A 19,856-nucleotide genomic window follows, 5' to 3' on the forward strand; every position below is an offset into this window, starting at 1 on the left:
GTGCGCGGCCCCCTGCCTGCGGCGCGCTGGCCCCTTGCGTCCCATGCTGCAAGCGCGGCATGCTGCCGGCGAACGGCGCTTCCGAACAGGATGGTAAATGGCTGAACCCCTCTCGCTGGATCTGACGGGCACCCTGCTGGTGGCGATGCCGGGCATGGGGGATCCGCGCTTTGACCGGTCCGTGGTGTTCCTGTGTGCCCATTCCGCCGAAGGAGCGATGGGCCTGATCGTCAACAAACCGGCTCAGGACATGGGCTGTGGCGACCTCTTCGACCAGCTCGAGATCAAAGCCGCCCCGCATTACCGCGAACGCCCGGTCTATTTTGGCGGCCCGGTGGAAACCGCGCGCGGCTTCGTGCTGCACAGCACGGACTATACCTCGCGCCTGCAAACGCTGGCCGTGTGCGACGGGTTCGGGATGACGGCCACGCTCGACGTGCTCGAAGACCTCGCGGCGGGCGAGGGTCCGGACCGGTCCATCGTCATGTTGGGCTATGCCGGGTGGGGCCCCGGCCAGCTCGAAGGGGAAATCGCGCAAAACGGCTGGCTGACCGTGGCGTCGGACCCGAAACTGGTCTTTGGTACCGCGGACGAGGACAAATGGATGGCCGCGGTGCAGTCTCTGGGCATTGACCCGCTTGGGCTGTCGGGGGCCGCCGGGCGGGCCTGAGGTGCGGGTCAGTCGCGCGGGGCTGCGGCGCGGCGCAGCCGGTCATTGATCGCGCGCCCCAACCCGCAGTTCGGAATGGGTGCCACGGCAATCGGTTGGCCCTTGGCGTCCAGCCGGTGCAGGTGGTCAAACAGATGCGCCGCCGCCTCGACCAGATCACCGGTTACCGACAGGTTCAGATCCGACTGCATCGGCCCAAACCCCAGCATCTGCTCGCCCGGATGGGCATGGTTCGCATTCAGGCGCAGGGCCGCGCGCGGCGCGTAATGTGACGCCAGCTGGCCGGGGGCAGTGATGTCCGAGCCCGCTGTGGCCAGCGGGCCGGTCACGGCCTCGATCTCTTCGGTGGCCAACCCGCCGGGGCGCAGCAAGGCCATTGGCACACCGCCCAGAATAGTCGATTCAAGGCCCACCGAACAGGGCCCACCATCCAGCACCGCCGCTATCCGCCCATCAAGCCCCGCCAGCACGTGATCCGCAGTCGTGGGGCTGATCCGCCCTGACGGGTTGGCCGAAGGTGCCGCAACCGGCCCGCCAAAGGCGCGCAGCAGATCCTGCGCCAACGCATTCGCGGGCACCCGCAGCGCCACGGTGTCCAGCCCTGCGGTTACAAGCGTCGACAGCCCGTGATCCGGCGCCAGAGGCACGACAAGGGTCAGCGGACCGGGCCAGAACGCCGCCGCCAGCGCTGCCATCTGATCCGAAAAGATGCCGTAGCGCGCGGCCATCTCCCTGTCGGCGACATGTACGATGAGCGGGTTGAAACTTGGTCTGCCCTTGGCTTCATAGATCCCGGCCACGGCCGTGCCGTCACACGCGTCCCCGCCCAGCCCGTAAACCGTCTCGGTCGGGAAGGCGACCAAACGGCCCTCCCGCAGGGCGCGGGCCGCATCCGCGACGCCGCCCGCATCCGCAGGCAGCCGTTTGGTCGAGATTTTGGGCATATCGGTCCTGTCTGATCCCGTGACGCGGCGTTCAAGTTGCGGTAGGCTCCGCGCAAACGCATTTATGATTTCAAAGACGGTCATTTACGCGCAGCTTTTGCGCTTGCCAAGACATTCTCGGAGCCTGAACCATGCCATACCGTGCCCCCGTTGACGACTATACATTCCTGTTCGATCACGTCGTGGGTCTGTCCCAGGTGGTCGAAACGGACCGCTTTGCCGAAGCGACCGGTGACGTGACCACGGCGATCCTGACCGAGGCGGGCAAGCTGTGCGAGGACATCATGGCCCCGCTGCAACGGCCCGGTGATCTGCACCCGGCGCGGCTGGAAAACGGGGTGGTGCGCACGTCGCCCGGCTATGCCGAGGGCTACAAGGCAATCGCCGAAGGCGGCTGGGTCGGCATTGCGGCGGATCCGGAATATGGCGGCATGGGGCTGCCGATGACGGTGACCACGGCGGTGAACGAGATGATGTCGGCGGCCTGCCTGTCGCTGCAACTCGCCCCGCTGATGACCCAGGGCCAGATCGAGGCGCTGGAACACCACGCCAGCGACGACATCAAGACGCTGTACCTGCCCAAGCTGATCTCGGGTGAATGGGCGGGTACGATGAACCTGACCGAACCGCAGGCCGGATCGGACGTGGGCGCGCTGACCTCCAAGGCCGAAGACAACGGCGATGGCACCTACAGTGTCACCGGGCAAAAGATCTATATTTCCTGGGGCGACAACGACTTTACCGAAAATGTCTGCCACCTCGTGCTGGCGCGCCTGCCGGGTGCCCCCGCGGGGACCAAGGGTATTTCCCTGTTCCTCGTGCCGCGCAATATCCCGGACGAGGCCGGCAATCCCGGTGTGGCCAACAGCCTCAAGGTGGTCAGCCTCGAACACAAGATGGGCCTGCACGGCTCGCCCACTTGTGTGATGCAATATGACGGGGCCACCGGCTGGATGGTCGGGCCCGAGGGTGGCGGCATGGCGGCCATGTTCACCATGATGAACAACGCCCGTCTCGGTGTGGGCGGGCAGGGTGTCGGGGCCGCCGAAGGGGCCTATCAGCACGCGTTGGGCTATGCGCTGGACCGCAAACAGGGCAAGACCAAGGGCGAGACAGGCACCATTGTCGACCACGCCGACGTGCGGCGCATGCTGATGGCGATGAAGGCCGATATTTTTGCCGCCCGCGCCATTGCGCTGTCCTGTGCCGTGGCCATCGACATGACCACCGCCACCGGTGATGCCGAATGGAAGGCACGCGCGGCCTTCCTGACACCTATCGCCAAGGCCTTTGGCACAGAGGTTGGCATGGATGTCGCCCATCAGGGCGTGCAGATCCACGGCGGCATGGGCTTTGTCGAGGAGACGGGTGCTGCGCAATTCAGCCGCGATGTCCGTGTCACCGCGATCTATGAAGGCACCAACGGCATTCAGGCCATGGACCTTGTGGCGCGCAAGATGATGGACGGCGGAGAGGCGGCTAACCGTCTGCTGGACGAAATCGAAGAGCACGCCGAAGGCGCCAAGGCACAATTCCCGGACCTAGCCGATGCGGTCTGGCAGGCGTCGGAATCACTGCGCGAGGCGACCGACTGGCTGAACGCGCAAGGTGACCTGCAGGACCGTTTTGCCGGTGCCGTGCCGTACCTCAAGGCCTTCGCGCGTGTGCTGGGTGGCCACGTCCACCTCAAGGCGGCGGTGGCCGATGCGGGTGGCGCGCGCGAGAAACTGGCGCGGTTCTATATCCAGCGGCTGTTGCCGGAACATGTGGGGCTTCTGGCCCATGCACAGGCCGGTGCTGGGGATCTCTATGCGCTGTCTGTCGACGAACTGGCGGCCTGAGGCGTGGCCGACGGCGCGCCTGCGGGGCTGAGATATCCGTGGGCCGACGCGCCCGAACACGGGAGCGCCACAGAGGTGGCACCCGGCGTGCTCTGGTGCCGCCTGCCGCTGCCGATGAAGCTGGACCACGTCAACGTCTATGCGCTGGATGACGGCGACAGTTGGACGGTGATTGACACCGGCTTTGCCTCGAACAAGACGCGCGGCATCTGGCAGGCGCTGATGGATGGCCCGCTGGGGGGCAAACCCATCGCGCGTGTGGTCGTTACACACCACCACCCCGACCATGTGGGGCTGGCCGGGTGGCTGCAACGCGACTTTGGTGCCGAACTGATCACGACGCGGACGGCATGGCTCTTTGCGCGGATGCTGACGCTGGACGTACAGGACCGGCCCGTGGCCGAAACGCTGGAATTTTACCGCAGCGCAGGCATGGACCCGGCCATTCTGGACCAGCGCGCCAACGAACGTCCCTTCAACTTCGGGGATATCGTGGCGACCATGCCGCTGGGCTACACCCGCATCAAACAGGGCGACATGATTCGCATGGGCGGGCGGACGTGGGACATCCACATCGGCAACGGCCACGCGCCGGAACACGCGACCTTTTGGAGCCGCGATGACAATCTGGTGATCTCGGGCGACCAGATCCTGCCTTCGATCAGCCCGAATATCGGCGTCTATGCGACCGAACCCATGGCCGATCCGATTGGCGACTGGCTCGAGGCCTGCGAACGTCTGGCCCCGCTGGCGCGCGACGATCACCTTGTTCTGGGCGGGCACAAGCTGCCGTTCACCGGTCTGCCCACGCGGATGCGGCAACTGATCGACAATCACCACGGCGCGCTGGCGCGGCTGATCGATTATATCGACACGCCGAAATCGGCGGCCGAATGCTTTGTGCCGCTGTTTAAGCGCAAGATCGGTGATGGCGAATATGGCCTGGCCCTGGTTGAAGCCATCGCGCATCTGTCGCACCTTTACCAGGAGGGGCGCGCCAGCCGGACCAAACGGGACGATGGCGCGTGGGTGTACCAGCGCAAGGACTGAACCATGAGTGACGAAGTCAAGACAACCGCCGAAGCCGCCGAGGCCGAGGCCTTGCCCCGCCGTCACGAGGTCCATTCCGATCCTAACGCCCGCAACGCCGCTGACCAACCCGTGCCCAAGGGCGTGCAGAAAACGCCTGCGGCCAAGAAGAGCCCGGCGCAATGGGCCTATGAGCGGATTATCATGTATCTCAAGAATTTCGAGGAAAGCCTCGACAATGAACACGAGGCCGCGATGGGCTTTGCCGGGGGCGACGTCGGCGTGATGCGCATTGAGGGCATGGGCTATTTCGATCCGGACATCATCACGTTCTACGGCAGCGACCCGACCGGGGCCAAGACACAGCTGGTGCAACATGTCAGCCAGTTGAACGTGATGCTGCGCGCCTTGCCCAAGTCGGTAGAGCAGGCCGAACCCAACCGGATCGGCTTTCGTCTGGCGCAGGATCTCGAAGAGACCTGAGCGTGGTGGGGGCGGTTGCGCGCCTATGCGGGCCGTTTGACAATGTGCGCCAAAGACGCAGTGACAGGGTGCGGCGGATGCGCTAAAGCGCGGACAAGCCAATAGAGAAGGAAGCGGACATGTCAGAGCACAAGCATGGCGAGATGGACACCAAGGACCAGGAAAAGACCTTTGACGGGTTTGTCCAGTGGACCACGTGGTCGGTCGTGGCGATCATTGTTTTGATCATCGGCATGGCGATCTTTATCACCTGATGCTGATGTGATTGCGGTCGGTCAAGGGAAGTCGGGCATGCGTATATTTGCAGTTTTGGCCGTTGTGGCGGCCCTCGGGGCCTGCGCCGAAGCGCCGACGATCCCCTACGCGTCGGACGAGCGCGTGGCGGCCTCGGCCTATCGCGCGCCGGGGCCGAACACGATGACCCTGATGACCATGGTCAGCAACCGCAATGGCAAGGGTGCGCATTCGGCGCTGATGATCAATGGCAGCCAGCGGGTGATCTTTGACCCCGCGGGGTCATTCGAGAACGCGCGCGTGCCCGAGCAGGAAGATGTGCTCTATGGTGTGACGCCTGCGGTGCTGAAGGGCTACAAGAGTGCCCATGCGCGCAGCACCTATCACGTGGTGTCCCAGACCGTCGAGCTGACGCCTGAGCAGGCCGCGATTGCCTTGCAACTGGTGACAACCAACGGTGCCGTGCCGCGCGCGTTCTGCACCAATGCGACGACATCCCTGATGCAGCAAATCCCCGGTTTCGAGAGTATCGATGTGACGTTTTTCCCGACCAACCTGATGGAACAGATGGCGTCCTTTCCCGGTGTGGTCGAAGAGAAGTATTTCGAGGATGACGAGGGCACGATTGTCGACGGGGTCGCTGGGATCGTGATCCCGGAGTGACGCCGTGCGGACGCTCTTTGCCGTTCCGGCAAAGACGCCCCGCCCACCGTCCCGTCAGCCTATCCCATAGACAAGGACAATGAGGGTCAGCGCGCCGGCGCCGATGGCGGCGAAGACGTTTTTCGTCCAGATCCCCACGGCGAGCGTGACGATGGCGGCGGCGATGCGCGTGGGATCCGTGCTGCCGTTTTCACCGGAGAACACCACCAACGGGGCCACCAGTGCGGGCAGGATGGCCACGGCCGTATAGCGCAGGTGGCGCAGCAGCCAGTCCGGCAGGGGGCGGTCCCCGACAAAGCCCAGGAAGGTGAAGCGCAGCAGGAAACTGCCCGCGCCAAGGCCGATGATCACCAGCCACAGGGTTGCCGTGTCGATCATGCCCTGCGCCCCTTGAGCCACAGTTCGGCCTGCGCGCCCGCCATCATGCCCAGCGCGCCCGCCACGATCAGGCCCAATGAGTAGGGGATCGAGACCGCCAGCAGGCTGACCACGATGGCCACCGCGGCGGCAATCAGGTGGGGCAGCGTGCGCATCATCGGCGCCACCATCGACAGGAACGCAATCGGCAGCGCAAAGTCGAGCGGCAGGTCGGCGGGCAGGGCCGTGCCGAGCGCGGCCCCGGCATAGCTGCATCCAAACCACACGATCATCACCAGCAGGCAGGTGCCAAAGAAATAGGCCATGCGTTGCGGCACGGTCAGGTCCGGATCCGCGTCGAACTTGGCATGGCTGAGCGCATAGCTTTGATCGACCAGCAGGTAGGCGGCAAAGATCCGTTGCCAGAGCGGTGCCGCGCCTAGATAGGGCGTGAGCGCCGCCGAATACATCGCCACGCGCAGGTTCACCGCGAGGGCGGAGATCAGCACGATCACCGTGGGCGCATTGTCCTGCATCAGCTGCAGCGCGGTGAACTGCGCGGCTCCGGCGATCACCACGATGGAAAAGCTCATGACTTCGAAGATGCTCAGGCCCGCCTCGGTCGCAAGCACACCGAAGAGCATCGCAAAGGGCCCGGCCACGGCCATGAACGGCGCGCCGTCGCGAACACCGGCCCAAAAGGCGGATTTGGTGGTGGTGGACTGCATGCGCGCGCCTTAGATTGGTTGCGACAAGACGTAGTGGCGACTTTGCGGGGATGCAATTGGCACAAGTTGAAAATCTGGAGGGTTATGTCATTGCCCCGGACCCTGCGGCGCGGCGTTTGACGCGGTCGGTGGACGGGTTTGATCATACTGGCACGCGCGTCGATCTGTCGGTGGTGGAGGAACGGCCCCTGACTATCTTTCTCAACAGTCAGGAGATCGTGACAGCCATGACCATCGGCGATTATCCCGATTACCTGGCGATGGGGTTCCTGCGCAATCAGGGCATGCTGGGGCCTCAGGACATGGTGACCGGTGTAGACTACGACGAGGAACTGGAAACGGTGGTGGTGCGCACGGCGCGTCCCACCGATCACGAGGCCAAGCTGAAAAAGAAGACCCGCACCAGCGGTTGCGCCGTGGGCACCGTGTTTGGTGACATGATGGAGGGGTTGGAGGGTGTTCAGCTGCCCGGTAGCGCGGTGCGGACATCGTGGCTTTATGCGTTGGCGGCGCGGATCAACCGGACGCCGTCGCTCTATCTCGAGGCCGGGGCGATCCACGGCACGGTCCTGTGCCAGCAGGACAAGCCCTTGGTTTACATGGAGGATGTCGGACGGCACAACGCGGTCGACAAGATCGCCGGGTGGATGATGGCCGAGGATGTGCCCGCCGGGGACAAGATCCTCTATACGACCGGGCGGCTGACCTCGGAGATGGTGATCAAGACGGCGCTCATGGGCATACCGGTGTTGGCGTCGCGCTCGGGCTTTACCGCCTGGGGCGTCGAGATCGCGCGCGAGGTTGGTCTTACGTTGATTGGCCGGATGCGCGGACAACGCTTTGTCTGTCTGAGCGGGGAGGACCGCCTGATCCGCGACGTTGACCCGGCACAGGTCCCGGATGAAAGCGCCCGGTCGGGCCGCAAAGGCGCGCGGTCGTGACCCCGCCCGTGGGCATCATTCTGGCCGGGGGGCAGGCCACGCGTATGGGGGGCGGTGACAAGGGGTTGCGGCATTTGGGCGGACAGACCCTGCTGGGCCATGTGATCGACCGGCTGTCGCCACAGGTGGCGGACATGGCGCTGAACGCGAACGGGGATCCCGCGCGCTTTGCCGCGCTGGGCATGGATGTCGTGGCCGACAGCATCAAGGGCTTTGCCGGGCCCCTGGCGGGGGTGCTGGCGGGGCTCGACTGGGCGGCGGAGCGCGGGGCCGATACGGTGGTGTCCGTGGCCGCCGACACGCCGTTTTTCCCCTGTGATCTGGTGCCGCGCCTGCACCTTGCCGCCGAGGGGATGGCGCATCCGCTGGCCCTGGCCGCAACGCCCGATCCTGCGCGCGGGCGAGCGCGGCACCCGACGTTTGGGCTCTGGCCTGTTGCACTGCGCGACGATCTGCGTGCTGCGCTGGCGCAGGGCGTGCGCAAGGTCGTGCAATGGACGGACCAGCACGGCGCGCGCGACGCGATGTTCCCGGACGAGGCTGCGTTTTTCAACGTGAACACGCCGGATGATCTGCGCCGGGCGGAGGAGATGCTGTGAGGCTGTTCGGTGTCGTGGGCTGGAAGAACGCGGGCAAGACGGGCTTGATGGAACGGCTCGTCACCGACATCACCGGGCGTGGCCTGACTGTGTCGACGGTCAAACACGCGCATCACAGCTTTGACGTCGATCATCCCGGCAAGGACAGCTTTCGCCACCGCGCCGCCGGTGCCACCGAGGTGCTGCTGGCCTCGCGTAACCGCTTTGCGCTGATGCACGAGTTGCGCGCCGAGGACGAACCGACGCTTGACGCTTTGTTGGCCAAGCTTGCACCCGTCGATCTGGTTCTGGTCGAGGGTTACAAACGCGACGGCCATCCCAAGGTCGAGGCGCACAGGGCCGCGACGGGAAATCCGCTGATCGCGCCCGATGATCCGACGATCCGCGCCGTGGCCAGCGATACCGCGCTCCGCCTTGATCGCCCGGTGTTCGATCTGGACGACACGTCCGCCATCGCAGATTTCATTCTAGGGCAGGTGGGGCTGTGACCGGGTTCGACACCTTCGTGATGGTGGACTGGTCGGGCGGCAATCAGGGACCGGTCAAGCCGCGTGCGGATGCGATCTGGGCCTGCGTGGCCACCCGCGATGGCGTCGTCGCGCCGGTCTATCTGCGTCACCGCCAGATGGCGGAGGCTTGGTTGGCGGATCTGTTGGACGACGCCTGTACGACAGGTCGTCGTGTGCTGGTGGGGTTCGATTTTCCCTTTGGCTACCCGTCGGGGTTCGGGGCTGCGCTGACCGGAACCACGGATCCCTTCGCGCTCTGGCACTGGTTCGCCGACCGGATCGAGGATGCGCCCACGGCCAACAACCGCTTTGACGTGGCCGGGGCCATCAACCTGACGCAGGGTGGCCGGGGTCCGTTCTGGGGCAATGGGCTAAAACGGGATGTGCCGGGCCTGCCCCGGACCAAGGCGGGCTACGTCAACCCCTTTGTTGACCGCCGTGTGGCGGAGCATCGTGCGCCCGGTGCATTCACGCTCTGGCAGATGGCGGGCGTGGGATCGGTGGGCGGGCAGGCGATGATGGGCCTGCCTGTGCTGGCGCGGCTGCGCGCGCGATTTGCCCCGCATGTGGCCGTGTGGCCGTTCGAGGCGCTGGACCGCCCCGTTGCCTTCGTGGAAATCTGGCCGTCGCTGACGGTTGGTGCCGCACCCGAGGGGTGGATCAAGGACGCATGGCAGGTGCACAGCGTGGCGGCCATGATGGCGCAGATGCCGGGCGCGGACCTTGCAGCCGTTCTGGACGTGCCGCCCACGCCCGAGGGGTGGATTTTCGGGATCGGACACGAGGAAAGGTTGCGCGATGCCGCCGCTTAGGAACGACTGCTTTGCCCTGCCGCCCGGTGTGCACTGGACACCGGTGGACGAGGCGCTGGACATGCTGCGGTCGCGGCTGCGCGCAGTCGTGGGACAGGAGGACGTCGCGGTGCCGGACGCGCTGGGCCGCATTGTTGCGCGCGATGTGATGGCCACGCGCGCGCATCCGCCCTTGGCCAACACGGCGGTGGATGGCTACGGCTTTGCCGGGGGGCGGGGTGACGGGCCTCATGAATTGCCGCTTTTGGACGCTGACATGCCTGCGGGCGCGGTCCCGGATCAATCTGTCCCCGCGGGGACAGCTGTGCGCATCCTCACCGGTGCGGCACTGCCACCCGGTGTGGATACCGTGATTTTGCAAGAGGATGTGACGGTCGAGGCCGGGCAAGTCCGGTTCGAGGGGCCTTTGAAACAAGGTGCAAATACCCGTGCCGCGGGCGAGGATGTCGTGGCGGGCGCGGTGGTGGCCCCCGCTGGCCGACGGCTGACGCCTGCCGATCTTGCGCTGCTCTCCGCCGTGGGCGTGGGCAGGGTGGCGGTGCGGCACAGCCTGCGGGTGGGCGTCCTGTCGACCGGGGACGAGTTGGTGCAGCCGGGGGCCGAGGCGCGGCCCGGCCAGATCTTTGACGCCAACCGCCCCATGCTCAGGGCGCTGATTGCGCAGCTGGGCCATGTGGCCGTCGATCTGGGCCATGTATGCGACGACCGGGCGGCACTTGCCGCCGTGCTGGATCGTGCCGTGGGGGAAGTGGACGCGATCCTGACCAGCGGCGGCGCGTCGGCGGGCGACCATGACCACGTCTCCGCGCTGCTGAACGATACCGGCACGATGCAGATGTGGCGCGTGGCGATCAAACCGGGGCGGCCGCTGGCGCTTGGGTTGTGGCAGGGCGTGCCTGTGTTCGGGCTGCCGGGCAATCCGGTGGCGGCGATGGTGTGTACCCTCATCTTTGGCGCGCCTGCGCTGTCGGTTCTGGCCGGGGCGGCGTGGCGCGCGCCGCAGGGGTTCGCCGTGCCCGCCGCGTTCACGAAACGCAAGAAAGCGGGGCGTCGCGAATATCTGCGTGCCCGTATCCGTGATGGCAGGGTCGAGGCGTTTGCCTCCGAAGGGTCGGGGCGCATCAGCGGGCTGAGCTGGGCCGAGGGTCTGGTGGAGCTGCCCGATGCCGCAGGCGAGGTCAGCGTGGGCGATCTGGTCCGGTTTATTCCCTGGGGCGGGTTCGGCGCGTGACACTGTCGCCGGTTCCAGCGTAGGGTTCCGCATGACCCAATCCCCGGACCGCGAGCATATCATCGTCATCGGCGCATCTGCGGGTGGGCTGAAACCAATGACCGAGATCCTCGACATGTTGCGACCCGGCATTGATGCGCCCGTGGTGGTGGCGGTGCATTCCAGTGAACACAGCAAGTTGGCGCAGGTGCTGGCCCGGTCGAGTGCTTTACCGGTGCAGGCGGTGTCCGATCGCGCGACGCTGCATCCCGGTACGGTCTACGTCTGTCCAGGCGGCAAGCAGAGCCGGATCGACGGGCGCAACCTTCAGATCAGCGAGACGCAGCCGGGGATGCTCTATCAGCCGTCGGTCGATGTGCTGTTCGAGACGGCGGCGGCGCAATATGGTGCGGGCATCATCGCGGTTGTGCTGTCCGGCGTGATGAAGGACGGCACCCGCGGCGCGCAGGCGGTGTTCGATGCGGGCGGCGTGATGCTGGTGCAATCCCCGGCGGAGGCCCAGTTTTCCGCGATGCCGCAAAGCATCATCACCAACGACCATCCCAACGCCGTTCTGTTGGCGGAGGACATCGCGCAGCGCCTTTACGAGATTGCCGGTGAACGGGGTCTGCTGCGCCGGAGCGGGCAACGCGCCTAGTCGAAGGTCCCGGCAACGCGGCCCAAGAGCATGAAGGCCCGCGCTGTGCGCGTGTCGCTGAGTGCGGAGATGTCCGCGTCGGACGCAGTTTGGGTAAAGCCGGACACCGTGTTGTCGAAGCGGCGCAGGAAGTGGTGGGCCGCATCGCGAAAGATCGGATCCTGCTTCATGCGCCCGGCGGTCAGCGCCAGCGACGACCGATCCCGCACGCCGCCGAGTGCGGCCACGGGACGGCCCCGCGCCCCTTCGGCAAACTGGCGCCAGATTTCGGGGCGCGCGCGGTCGGGGCGCAGGTCGTCCATGTAGATGCCGTCCTGGCTGAGCAGGGTCAGAATGTCCTGTGCGGCCTGGATCAATTGCGCGGTCTCGCGGTCGCGCATGGCCTTGCGCAGCGCGGCAAAGCCCGCCTCGTCCTCGGCGGTTTCGGGGAAATTCAGCGCGCGGATGAAATCCTCCGTCGCAAGCGGCGGGGTAATGTCCTCGGCCGTAGTGCCAAGCGCCAGTGTCGGTTGGTCATCGGGCACCGTTTCGGCGGATGCCTTGGGGCGGTGCGGCTGGTCACCTTCGCGGCGGCTGGTGTGGAAGGTCGCCAGCGCGGTTTCCGTGTTGCGGGTCGCGGCAGCGATTTCATCCAGCTTGCGCGCGACCGAAGGTTCGTCCGAGATGTTGCGGCCTTGGTTCTGGGCGATATAGGCCTGACGGATGGCATCGATGGCGGCTTGCAGCCGCTGGCTTTCTTCGCGCATCACGCGGGAGGAGCGCGCGGCAGTGGCCGCGACCCAGATCATTGCGACGGGCATGAACACCGCCAGCATGGTGATCAGAAACCGCAACCCTTCGCCGGTGCCGGTTGTGTCCGCATCCGACAGCAGGAAATAGCCCGCCGCACCAACGAGCCACAGGGCCGACAGCACAAGTGCCGCCACCTCGATCCCGGTGACACCGCCCTGTCTGGGCTTGTCATAGATCCCGAGCGGTGTCGGGCGTGACTGTGATGCGGATTTGTCGGCCATGGCCTCAGCTATAGACGATTTTCAGCACTTCATAGGACTTTTCACCGCCGGGTGTCCGCACCTCGACGCTGTCGCCCTCTTCTTTGCCGATCAGCGCCCGTGCGATGGGCGATTTGATGTTCAAAAGGCCCTTTTCGATGTTGGCCTCGTATTCGCCCACGATCTGGTAGGTCTTTTCCTCGTCCGTGTCCTCGTCCACCAGCGTGACCGTCGCGCCGAACTTGATGGCGCCGGACATCTTGGAGGGGTCGATCACGTCCGCCAGCGAAATCACGCCTTCGAGTTCCTTGATCCGGCCTTCGATGAAGGACTGTTTTTCCTTGGCCGAGTGGTATTCGGCGTTTTCGGACAGGTCGCCATGTTCGCGCGCCTCGGCAATCGCCTTGATGATGGCGGGGCGTTCTTCGGTCTTGAGATGTTTCAATTCCGTTTCCAGTGCGGTCGCACCGGCGCGGGTCATTGGGATCTTTTCCATCTGCGTCGTCCTAATTGCGAGCGGCGGCCCCGCAATGGGAGCCGCCGGTACATGCGATGGACGATACCTGACCCAATGGGGCGGGGGAATGCAAGTGGATTTGCAAGGGGGCGCTGCCCCCGGCCTGCGGCCTCCCCCGAGGTATTTGGTGCGAAAGGAAGGGGTCAGTCGTATTGCACGACCTCGTATTCGATGCCGTCATGGTCGTGGAAATAAAACCGTTGGCCGGGTTCGTAGTCATAGTGTTCGCCCGGTTCGAACCCGGTGGCGACAACCCGGTCGCGCATGGCCGCGATGTCATCGACGACCACGGCGATATGGTTGAGCCCGCCGGTGGTGGTGTAGTTGTCCTCGCGCGCGCGCAGGCCACCGTCCTTGGGCACGTAAAGGGCAAGGTAGTGGCTGTCGGTGCCGACATGGACGGAGTAGCCCACATCGCGCGAGCCGCCCGTCCAGCGGACGTGCCATCCGAAGAGGTCGCACATCCAGCGCGCGGTCGCGTCGGGGTCGGTGACGGTGTAGTTGGTATGTTCGAGCCGTGCGGTCATCTTGCTTTCCTTTTGTTGGCGTCTGGGGGTAGTGTCCCACCTCAAGTTAACTTGAGGTCAAGGGGTTTTTTTCATGGCGGTGTCCGAGGGGTTGAGCATCGGGGATCTGGCGGCGCGCACCGGGCTGGCCGTGTCGGCGATCCGGTATTACGAGGACGAAGGCTTGGTGGCGCCGTGGCGCAACTCGGCGGGGCGCAGGCGGTTCCAGCGCGCTGATATCCGGCGGTTGAGTTTCGTGATGGTGGCGCAGCAATTCGGCTTTACGCTGGCGCAGATCCGGGTGGAACTGGACCGGCTGCCGCGGCACCGCGCGCCGTCCAAGGCCGACTGGGCGCGGATCAGTGCGTCGTTTCGCGATGATCTGAACCTGCGGATCGCACAGTTGGAAAAGTTGCGCGACACGCTGGACGGCTGCATCGGGTGCGGGTGTCTGAGCCTTGAGGCCTGTGCCCTCTACAACCCGGCGGATGATGCGGCACGTCATGGTACGGGGCCGCGGTATTTGATGGGCAACAGGCCGGTGCGGCCAGAAAACGGGCAGCAAAATTCATAACGTGCCGTCGTTTCGTGAATTTTTTCTGGATTTTTTCACGGGGGCATTGCACCACGTTGCGCAAGGACGATCTGTGCGCTAGCGACAGAGAAATTTGCGCGGTGGCGCTGGAGTGAAAAGGGAGCAGGCACGATGGCCGAGATTGAACGCGAAGCGATGGAATATGACGTGGTGATCGTGGGGGCGGGCCCTGCGGGCCTGTCGGCGGCCATTCGCCTGAAACAGCTGGACGCCGACCTGAACGTCGTTGTCCTCGAGAAGGGGTCGGAAGTGGGCGCACATATCCTGTCGGGTGCGGTGCTGGATCCCAGCGGGCTGGATGCGTTGGTCCCGGACTGGAAGGAAAAGGGCGCGCCGCTGAACGTGCCGGTCAAGGACGACAATTTCTATATGCTGGGCGAGGCGGGCCAGATCCGTATCCCCAATTTCCCGATGCCGCCGCTGATGAACAATCATGGCAATTACATCGTGTCGATGGGCAATGTCTGCCGCTGGATGGCCGAGCAGGCCGAGGAAATGGGTGTCGAGATTTTCCCCGGCATGGCCTGTTCCGAGCTGGTTTACGGCGACAAGGGCGAAGTGAAGGGCGTGGTGGCCGGTGTCTTTGGCCTTGAGGCGGACGGATCCATCGGCGAAAACACCGAGCCGGGGATGGAGCTGCATGGCAAGTACGTGTTCCTGTCCGAAGGCGTGCGTGGGTCGCTGTCCAAGGAGGTGATCGCCAAGTACAACCTGTCGGCGGGCAAGGAGCCGCAGAAATACGGGCTTGGCATGAAGGAGATCTGGGAGATCGACCCGGCCAAGCACCGCGAAGGATCCGTGACGCACACGATGGGCTGGCCCTTGGGCAAGAATGCCGGTGGGGGATCGTTCATCTATCACCTGGAGAACAATCAGGTCTATGTCGGCTTTGTCGTGCACCTGAATTACAAGAACCCGCACCTGTTCCCCTACATGGAATTCCAACGGTTCAAGCATCACCCGATGGTGGCCGAGCTGCTGAAGGGCGGCAAGCGCGTGGCATATGGTGCGCGGGCAATCTCCGAAGGTGGATACCAGTCCATGCCCAAGATGGTGGCGCCGGGCGTGGCGCTCCTGGGTTGTTCGGTGGGCATGGTCAACGTGCCGCGTATCAAAGGCAACCACAACGCGATGCTGTCGGGCAAGGCCGCGGCAGAGGCCGCATTCCGCGCCATCAAGAACGACCGGTCGGGTGACGAGCTGTCGGGGTATGAGGCCGAAGTGCGTCAGGGCGCCATCGGTCAGGACCTGAAAAAAGTGCGCAACGTCAAGCCGCTGTGGTCGAAATACGGTCTGACGGCCAGCCTGATGCTGGGTGGGCTGGACATGTGGACCAACACGATGGGCTTTTCCCTGTTCGGCACCGTCGGTCATGGCAAATCGGACGCGGACGCGACCGAGGCGGCCAGCGCGCACAAGCCGATCGACTATCCCAAGCCCGACGGGACGCTGTCCTTTGACCGGCTGACCAACGTGTCGTTCAGCTTTACCAATCACGAGGAAAGCCAGCCTGCGCACCTGCGCCTGGCCGATGATGCCGTGCCGGTTGAGGTCAATCTGGCCAAATATGCCGGGCCGTCGGCGCGCTATTGCCCGGCGGGGGTCTACGAGTTCGTGGAGGAAGAGGGCAAGGACACGCGCTTTGTCATCAACTTCCAGAACTGCGTGCATTGCAAGACCTGCGACATCAAGGACCCGAGCCAGAACATCACCTGGACGACGCCGCAGGGGGGCGATGGGCCGAACTATCCCAACATGTGATCCCAAGGGGGTTGCAAGGCCGGGCCACAGTGCCCGGCCTTTTGCATTCTGGCGCGGCAAACAAGCGCAAAAGTGCGGATATGATGACCATTTCGCGAGGTCGCGTTGCACCCCGCGCCAGACATGTTAGCGTTGTCGAAACTCCAGTTTGAGAGGCAGTATTTTGGCAATGATCCGATCCATTCTCAGCACCACCGCATTGGCCGCTCTTGTCACGCTCACTGCGCAATCGGGTGTGGCGCAGTCCATCGCAGGCCCTTACCTCGCGGGCCGTCAGGCCGCGCGGCACAGCGATTTCGAAGCCGCGGCAAGGTATTACACGCAAGCGCTGTCGCGCGCGCCCGAGCGGGCGGGTTTGATGGAGGCCACGGTGACCTCGCATCTTGGGGTGGGGCGCATCGACCGGGCACTGCCTATTGCCAAACTGATGGAATCGCGGGGGCTGCGCAGCCAGTCGGCGCATATGACGGTGATTGCCGATCTGCTGGCCCGCGAGGAATATGATACCTTTCTCGCCCGCGATGTGGAAACACTGGGCATTGGGCCATTGGTGGACGGGTTGCTGACCGCATGGGCAGAGATTGGCGCGGGCCTTGAGGATGAGGGGCTGGCGCGGTTTGACGAGATTGCCAGCGAACGTGGCGTGCGCGGCTTTGCGCTCTATCACAAGGGGATGGCGCTGGCGGGCTTGGGTGATTTCGAGGCCGCCGAGGCGCTGTTTGTGGACGAGGCGGGGCCGCTGCAACAGACACGGCGGGGTGCCATGGCGCGAGCCGAGGTGCTGTCGCAACTTGGCCGGAACGAGGACGCGATTGCGTCGCTGCGCGCGGCCTTTGGATCCTCGTCTGATCCTGAGCTGAGCGCCATGGTTCTGGCGCTTGAGGCGGGCGAGGTGTTGACGTTTACCCATATCACCTCGGCCCGCGACGGGCTGGCGGAGGTGTTCTATTCCCTCGCGGGCGCGCTGCGGCAGGAGGCGGGGCCGGACTACACCCTGATCTATGGCCGGGTCGCCCGACATCTGCGCCCCGATCACGTGGACGCGCTGTTGCTCAATGCCGATCTGCTCGAAGAGATGGAGCAGTTTGACCTGGCCACTGCGGCCTATAAGCAGGTGCCGGACGATCATCCGGCCTTTCACGCCGCCGAACTGGGGCGTGCGGCCGCTCTGCGCCAGTCGGGCAAGCAAGACGCCGCGATCGAAGTGCTGGAGCAGTTGGCCAAGCGGTTCGGGGATCTGCCCATCGTGCATTCGACCCTGGGCGACGTGCTGCGCCAGCAGGATCGGTTCGAAGAGGCGGTCGCTGCCTACGACATCGCCATCGATCTGACCGGGGAAGAAGAACGCGGCGCGTGGTTCCTGCACTATGCGCGTGCGATCTCGCTCGAGCGGCTCAAGGAATGGCCGCGGGCCGAGGCGGATTTCCGGCGGGCGCTGGAGCTGAACCCCGGTCAGCCGCAGGTGTTGAACTATCTCGGCTATTCGCTGGTCGAGAAACAGATCAAGCTGGACGAGGCGCTGGCCATGATCGAGGAGGCCGTCGCGGCCAGCCCGGATTCGGGCTATATCGTCGACAGTCTTGGCTGGGTTCTCTACCGGCTGGGCCGCTACGACGAGGCGGTGGGCCATATGGAGCGCGCGGTGGAACTGATGCCGGTGGATCCGGTGGTCAATGACCATCTGGGCGACGTGTATTGGGCCGTGGGCCGCACCCGCGAGGCGCAGTTTCAGTGGATGCGGGCGCTGTCCTTTGTCGACCCCGATGATGCCGATGCCGAGGCGGACCCGGACCGCATGCGCCGCAAGCTGGAGGTCGGTCTGGATCAGGTTCTGGAAGAGGAAGGTGCCGCGCCGTTGAAGGTGGCCAATGACGACGGTTGAGGTCTTTGCCCCGGCCAAGATCAACCTGACCCTGCATGTGACCGGCCAACGGGCGGACGGGTACCACTTGCTCGACAGTCTGGTGGGGTTTGCAGATATCGGGGACCGGATCACCCTGCACGCGGACTGGCGAGAGACGGCGTTTGAGGTCACTGGCCCCGAAGCGGCGCCGGAATTGCAAAGCGACAGCAACATCATGTGGCATGCGGCGGCGAAATTCTGGGCGCCGGATCGGCCCCTGTCGATGCAGTTGGAGAAACACCTGCCCATGGCGTCGGGAATCGGCGGCGGGTCGGCGGATGCGGCGGCGACCTATCGCGGCTTGCTGATGCTGCGCGCGGCGGTTGAGGGGCGGGATGTGCCGCGTGATCCGACACCGCAGGACGCGCAGGATTTGCTGGATATCGGGGCCGATGTGCCCATGTGTGTGCTCAGCGACCCGGCCCGTGTGCAGGGCATCGGAGAGCAGATTACGCCCGTGCCGGACCTACATGCCTATCCCGTCGTGCTGGTCAATCCGCGCGTGCAGGTGTCCACGCCTGCCGTGTTCAAGCGGTTGGAGATCAAGGACAATCCGGCGCTGGAGCCATGGCCTGCGCCGTTTGATGACCGGGATGCGGCGCTGGCGTGGATGCGGGCGCAGCGTAACGATTTGCAAGACGCGGCCATTCAGGATTGTTCCCAGATCGGTGACGTTCTGGCGGCCTTGGAACGCAGCGGGCCCTGCAAACTGGCCCGGATGTCAGGGTCGGGGGCCACCTGTTTTGGCCTGTTTGACCGGATGCACATGGCGACGGATGCCGCAGACGCAATCCGCACCGCGCACCCCGGTTGGTGGGTGCAGGCGGGGCGCTTGAACGGTGGCAGGCGTGCTGTGCCTCAGTTGATCCGTTCGACCACGTAATCGGCCAAATCGATCAGCATCTGTTTCAGGTCATGGTCAGGCAAACGGGTCAGGGCATCCTTGGCCTTGGCGGCCCAGGCCATTGCGTCATCCTTTGTCGCTTCCAGCGCGCCGTGCTTGTGCAGCAGGTCCAGCGCGTGATCGAGGTCGCCGTCCTCCTGCTTGCCCTTTTCGATGGTGCGTGACCAGAACGCGCGTTCCTCGGCATCGGCCTGTGCCACCGCCTTGATCACTGGCAGCGTCAGTTTGCGTTCGCGGAAATCATCGCCCACGTTCTTGCCCGTGGCCGCTGACATGCCTTGGTAGTCCAGGAGGTCATCGACAATCTGAAACGACACGCCGAGCGCGTCGCCATAGTCAAAGAGTGCCTGCACGGTTGCATCATCCGCACCCGCGATTACGCCACCCACTTCGGTGGCGGCGGAAAACAGGGCGGCGGTCTTGCCGCGCACCACTTGCAGGTAGACCGCCTCGTCGGTGGCCAGATCCTGCGCGGCGGTCATTTGCAGCACTTCGCCCTCTGCAATGGTGGCGGAGGCGTCGGACAGGATGCGCAAGACGCGCATGTTGCCCGTTTCGGTCATCAGCTGGAAACTGCGGGAAAAGAGGTAATCGCCCACCAGCACAGAGGATTTGTTGTCCCAAAGCAGGTTTGCGGTCGGTCGGCCACGGCGCTGGCCGCTTTCGTCCACCACGTCGTCATGCAGCAGGGTCGCGGTGTGAATGAACTCGACCGTCGCGGCGAGATGCACGTGATAGGGGCTGGTATTGCCGCACATGTGTGCCGTTGCGAGCGTCAGCATGGGCCGCAGACGCTTGCCGCCCGCGTCGACCAGATGGCGCGTGACCTCCGGAATGCGGGGCGCATGTTTGGACGCCATACGGTCCTGAATCAGCCGATTTACAGCGTCCAGATCATCCGCCAGCCATGCCGCCAGACGGTCATGCGGTTTTGCGATGTCAGATGCGTCCATACCTTGCCCCAATGCACCCCCTCGACATTTGCGACGGGATGCCCCTA

At 64.8% G+C, this 19,856-nt stretch carries 23 protein-coding genes; 16 read left to right on the plus strand and 7 right to left on the minus strand.

Features of this window, described 5'->3' with window-relative positions:
• Positions 1-97: 97 nt before the first annotated feature.
• Positions 98-670, plus strand: a complete 573-nt coding sequence (locus tag Q0949_RS03860) for a YqgE/AlgH family protein (protein WP_299368818.1) — start codon at positions 98-100, stop codon at positions 668-670.
• Positions 671-678: 8 nt separating this feature from the next.
• Here the strand turns inward: Q0949_RS03860 and Q0949_RS03865 are convergent, their stop codons facing one another.
• The gene (locus Q0949_RS03865; RefSeq protein WP_299368820.1) at positions 679-1,614 is read right to left on the minus strand and encodes an L-threonylcarbamoyladenylate synthase; all 936 of its coding nucleotides are present in this window, start codon (positions 1,612-1,614) and stop codon (positions 679-681) included.
• 131 nt (positions 1,615-1,745) lie between these two features.
• On the opposite strand from Q0949_RS03865, the gene Q0949_RS03870 reads away from it, so the two are divergent.
• From Q0949_RS03870 to Q0949_RS03890, 5 genes are all read left to right on the plus strand, one after another.
• The gene (locus tag Q0949_RS03870; protein WP_299368822.1) at positions 1,746-3,455 is read left to right on the plus strand and encodes an acyl-CoA dehydrogenase; all 1,710 of its coding nucleotides are present in this window, start codon (positions 1,746-1,748) and stop codon (positions 3,453-3,455) included.
• 3 nt (positions 3,456-3,458) lie between these two features.
• Positions 3,459-4,505, plus strand: a complete 1,047-nt coding sequence (locus Q0949_RS03875; RefSeq protein WP_299368824.1) for an MBL fold metallo-hydrolase — start codon at positions 3,459-3,461, stop codon at positions 4,503-4,505.
• A gap of 3 nt (positions 4,506-4,508) precedes the next feature.
• The gene (locus tag Q0949_RS03880) at positions 4,509-4,967 is read left to right on the plus strand and encodes a DUF6173 family protein (RefSeq protein ID WP_299368826.1); all 459 of its coding nucleotides are present in this window, start codon (positions 4,509-4,511) and stop codon (positions 4,965-4,967) included.
• A 119-nt stretch (positions 4,968-5,086) separates the two neighbouring features.
• Positions 5,087-5,221, plus strand: coding sequence for an aa3-type cytochrome c oxidase subunit IV (locus Q0949_RS03885; protein ID WP_299368828.1), 135 nt, complete (start codon positions 5,087-5,089; stop codon positions 5,219-5,221).
• A 37-nt stretch (positions 5,222-5,258) separates the two neighbouring features.
• Positions 5,259-5,864 carry a hypothetical protein gene (locus Q0949_RS03890; RefSeq protein WP_299368830.1) on the plus strand — a complete coding sequence of 202 codons (606 nt, stop codon included), beginning with the start codon at positions 5,259-5,261 and terminating at the stop codon, positions 5,862-5,864.
• 54 nt (positions 5,865-5,918) lie between these two features.
• Here Q0949_RS03890 and Q0949_RS03895 read toward each other — a convergent pair whose 3' ends face one another.
• Both Q0949_RS03895 and Q0949_RS03900 read right to left on the minus strand, forming a co-directional pair.
• Positions 5,919-6,242, minus strand: a complete 324-nt coding sequence (locus Q0949_RS03895) for an AzlD domain-containing protein (protein ID WP_299368831.1) — start codon at positions 6,240-6,242, stop codon at positions 5,919-5,921.
• The gene (locus Q0949_RS03900) at positions 6,239-6,949 is read right to left on the minus strand and encodes an AzlC family ABC transporter permease (protein ID WP_299368833.1); all 711 of its coding nucleotides are present in this window, start codon (positions 6,947-6,949) and stop codon (positions 6,239-6,241) included. Before Q0949_RS03900 ends, Q0949_RS03895 begins: the two co-directional genes overlap by 4 nt.
• A 50-nt stretch (positions 6,950-6,999) precedes the next feature.
• On the opposite strand from Q0949_RS03900, the gene Q0949_RS03905 reads away from it, so the two are divergent.
• The 6 genes from Q0949_RS03905 to Q0949_RS03930 are packed head-to-tail and all read left to right on the plus strand — an operon-like array spanning position 7,000 to position 11,678.
• On the plus strand, positions 7,000-7,890 hold the full coding sequence (locus tag Q0949_RS03905) for a formate dehydrogenase accessory sulfurtransferase FdhD (protein WP_299368835.1): 891 nt from the start codon (positions 7,000-7,002) through the stop codon (positions 7,888-7,890).
• The gene (gene mobA / locus Q0949_RS03910; protein WP_299368837.1) at positions 7,887-8,489 is read left to right on the plus strand and encodes a molybdenum cofactor guanylyltransferase MobA; all 603 of its coding nucleotides are present in this window, start codon (positions 7,887-7,889) and stop codon (positions 8,487-8,489) included. Before Q0949_RS03905 ends, mobA begins: the two co-directional genes overlap by 4 nt.
• Positions 8,486-8,977: a molybdopterin-guanine dinucleotide biosynthesis protein B gene (gene mobB, locus Q0949_RS03915; RefSeq protein WP_299368838.1), complete on the plus strand. Its 492-nt coding sequence runs from the start codon at positions 8,486-8,488 to the stop codon at positions 8,975-8,977. The genes mobA and mobB overlap by 4 nt, the downstream gene beginning before the upstream one ends.
• Positions 8,974-9,810, plus strand: coding sequence for a molybdopterin guanine dinucleotide synthesis (locus tag Q0949_RS03920; protein ID WP_299368840.1), 837 nt, complete (start codon positions 8,974-8,976; stop codon positions 9,808-9,810). The genes mobB and Q0949_RS03920 overlap by 4 nt, the downstream gene beginning before the upstream one ends.
• Positions 9,797-11,041, plus strand: coding sequence for a gephyrin-like molybdotransferase Glp (glp, locus tag Q0949_RS03925; protein ID WP_299368842.1), 1,245 nt, complete (start codon positions 9,797-9,799; stop codon positions 11,039-11,041). The genes Q0949_RS03920 and glp overlap by 14 nt, the downstream gene beginning before the upstream one ends.
• A 31-nt stretch (positions 11,042-11,072) precedes the next feature.
• Complete coding sequence (locus Q0949_RS03930; RefSeq protein ID WP_299368844.1) at positions 11,073-11,678, plus strand: chemotaxis protein CheB; 606 nt, start codon at positions 11,073-11,075, stop codon at positions 11,676-11,678.
• Here the strand turns inward: Q0949_RS03930 and Q0949_RS03935 are convergent.
• The 3 genes from Q0949_RS03935 to Q0949_RS03945 all read right to left on the minus strand — a co-directional run bounded on the left by Q0949_RS03935 (position 11,675) and on the right by Q0949_RS03945 (position 13,714).
• Positions 11,675-12,691 carry a hypothetical protein gene (locus Q0949_RS03935; protein WP_299368846.1) on the minus strand — a complete coding sequence of 339 codons (1,017 nt, stop codon included), beginning with the start codon at positions 12,689-12,691 and terminating at the stop codon, positions 11,675-11,677. The two genes, Q0949_RS03930 and Q0949_RS03935, sit on opposite strands and share 4 nt — an antisense overlap.
• A gap of 4 nt (positions 12,692-12,695) precedes the next feature.
• Positions 12,696-13,166, minus strand: coding sequence for a transcription elongation factor GreA (gene greA / locus Q0949_RS03940; protein ID WP_299141822.1), 471 nt, complete (start codon positions 13,164-13,166; stop codon positions 12,696-12,698).
• Positions 13,167-13,330: 164 nt separating this feature from the next.
• Positions 13,331-13,714: a VOC family protein gene (locus Q0949_RS03945; RefSeq protein WP_299368848.1), complete on the minus strand. Its 384-nt coding sequence runs from the start codon at positions 13,712-13,714 to the stop codon at positions 13,331-13,333.
• A gap of 73 nt (positions 13,715-13,787) precedes the next feature.
• Here Q0949_RS03945 and soxR point away from each other — a divergent pair, with 73 nt between their 5' ends.
• The 4 genes from soxR to Q0949_RS03965 all read left to right on the plus strand — a co-directional run bounded on the left by soxR (position 13,788) and on the right by Q0949_RS03965 (position 18,835).
• On the plus strand, positions 13,788-14,267 hold the full coding sequence (gene soxR / locus Q0949_RS03950; protein ID WP_299368850.1) for a redox-sensitive transcriptional activator SoxR: 480 nt from the start codon (positions 13,788-13,790) through the stop codon (positions 14,265-14,267).
• Positions 14,268-14,399: 132 nt separating this feature from the next.
• Positions 14,400-16,049 carry an electron transfer flavoprotein-ubiquinone oxidoreductase gene (locus Q0949_RS03955; protein ID WP_299368852.1) on the plus strand — a complete coding sequence of 550 codons (1,650 nt, stop codon included), beginning with the start codon at positions 14,400-14,402 and terminating at the stop codon, positions 16,047-16,049.
• Positions 16,050-16,218: 169 nt separating this feature from the next.
• On the plus strand, positions 16,219-17,931 hold the full coding sequence (locus Q0949_RS03960) for a tetratricopeptide repeat protein (RefSeq protein ID WP_299368854.1): 1,713 nt from the start codon (positions 16,219-16,221) through the stop codon (positions 17,929-17,931).
• The gene (locus tag Q0949_RS03965) at positions 17,918-18,835 is read left to right on the plus strand and encodes a 4-(cytidine 5'-diphospho)-2-C-methyl-D-erythritol kinase (protein WP_299368856.1); all 918 of its coding nucleotides are present in this window, start codon (positions 17,918-17,920) and stop codon (positions 18,833-18,835) included. Before Q0949_RS03960 ends, Q0949_RS03965 begins: the two co-directional genes overlap by 14 nt.
• Here the strand turns inward: Q0949_RS03965 and Q0949_RS03970 are convergent.
• On the minus strand, positions 18,811-19,809 hold the full coding sequence (locus Q0949_RS03970) for a polyprenyl synthetase family protein (protein ID WP_299368858.1): 999 nt from the start codon (positions 19,807-19,809) through the stop codon (positions 18,811-18,813). The two genes, Q0949_RS03965 and Q0949_RS03970, sit on opposite strands and share 25 nt — an antisense overlap.
• Between the last annotated feature and the right edge of the window lie 47 nt (positions 19,810-19,856).

Source organism: uncultured Tateyamaria sp. (assembly GCF_947487805.1).
Taxonomy (GTDB): Bacteria; Pseudomonadota; Alphaproteobacteria; order Rhodobacterales; family Rhodobacteraceae; genus Tateyamaria.

Bases quoted from the DNA above. Each gene is read 5' to 3' on its own strand.
- Q0949_RS03905 (WP_299368835.1), top strand. From the start codon at position 7,000: ATGCAATTGGCACAAGTTGAAAATCTGGAGGGTTATGTCATTGCCCCG.
- Q0949_RS03930 (WP_299368844.1), top strand. From the start codon at position 11,073: ATGACCCAATCCCCGGACCGCGAGCATATCATCGTCATCGGCGCATCT.
- Q0949_RS03860 (WP_299368818.1), top strand. From the start codon at position 98: ATGGCTGAACCCCTCTCGCTGGATCTGACGGGCACCCTGCTGGTGGCG.
- Q0949_RS03960 (WP_299368854.1), top strand. From the start codon at position 16,219: ATGATCCGATCCATTCTCAGCACCACCGCATTGGCCGCTCTTGTCACG.
- Q0949_RS03945 (WP_299368848.1), bottom strand. From the start codon at position 13,714: ATGACCGCACGGCTCGAACATACCAACTACACCGTCACCGACCCCGAC.
- Q0949_RS03870 (WP_299368822.1), top strand. From the start codon at position 1,746: ATGCCATACCGTGCCCCCGTTGACGACTATACATTCCTGTTCGATCAC.
- Q0949_RS03885 (WP_299368828.1), top strand. From the start codon at position 5,087: ATGTCAGAGCACAAGCATGGCGAGATGGACACCAAGGACCAGGAAAAG.
- Q0949_RS03970 (WP_299368858.1), bottom strand. From the start codon at position 19,809: ATGGACGCATCTGACATCGCAAAACCGCATGACCGTCTGGCGGCATGG.
- greA (WP_299141822.1), bottom strand. From the start codon at position 13,166: ATGGAAAAGATCCCAATGACCCGCGCCGGTGCGACCGCACTGGAAACG.
- Q0949_RS03935 (WP_299368846.1), bottom strand. From the start codon at position 12,691: ATGGCCGACAAATCCGCATCACAGTCACGCCCGACACCGCTCGGGATC.
- Q0949_RS03890 (WP_299368830.1), top strand. From the start codon at position 5,259: ATGCGTATATTTGCAGTTTTGGCCGTTGTGGCGGCCCTCGGGGCCTGC.
- Q0949_RS03880 (WP_299368826.1), top strand. From the start codon at position 4,509: ATGAGTGACGAAGTCAAGACAACCGCCGAAGCCGCCGAGGCCGAGGCC.
- Q0949_RS03955 (WP_299368852.1), top strand. From the start codon at position 14,400: ATGGCCGAGATTGAACGCGAAGCGATGGAATATGACGTGGTGATCGTG.
- Q0949_RS03865 (WP_299368820.1), bottom strand. From the start codon at position 1,614: ATGCCCAAAATCTCGACCAAACGGCTGCCTGCGGATGCGGGCGGCGTC.
- glp (WP_299368842.1), top strand. From the start codon at position 9,797: ATGCCGCCGCTTAGGAACGACTGCTTTGCCCTGCCGCCCGGTGTGCAC.
- Q0949_RS03900 (WP_299368833.1), bottom strand. From the start codon at position 6,949: ATGCAGTCCACCACCACCAAATCCGCCTTTTGGGCCGGTGTTCGCGAC.
- soxR (WP_299368850.1), top strand. From the start codon at position 13,788: ATGGCGGTGTCCGAGGGGTTGAGCATCGGGGATCTGGCGGCGCGCACC.
- Q0949_RS03965 (WP_299368856.1), top strand. From the start codon at position 17,918: ATGACGACGGTTGAGGTCTTTGCCCCGGCCAAGATCAACCTGACCCTG.
- Q0949_RS03895 (WP_299368831.1), bottom strand. From the start codon at position 6,242: ATGATCGACACGGCAACCCTGTGGCTGGTGATCATCGGCCTTGGCGCG.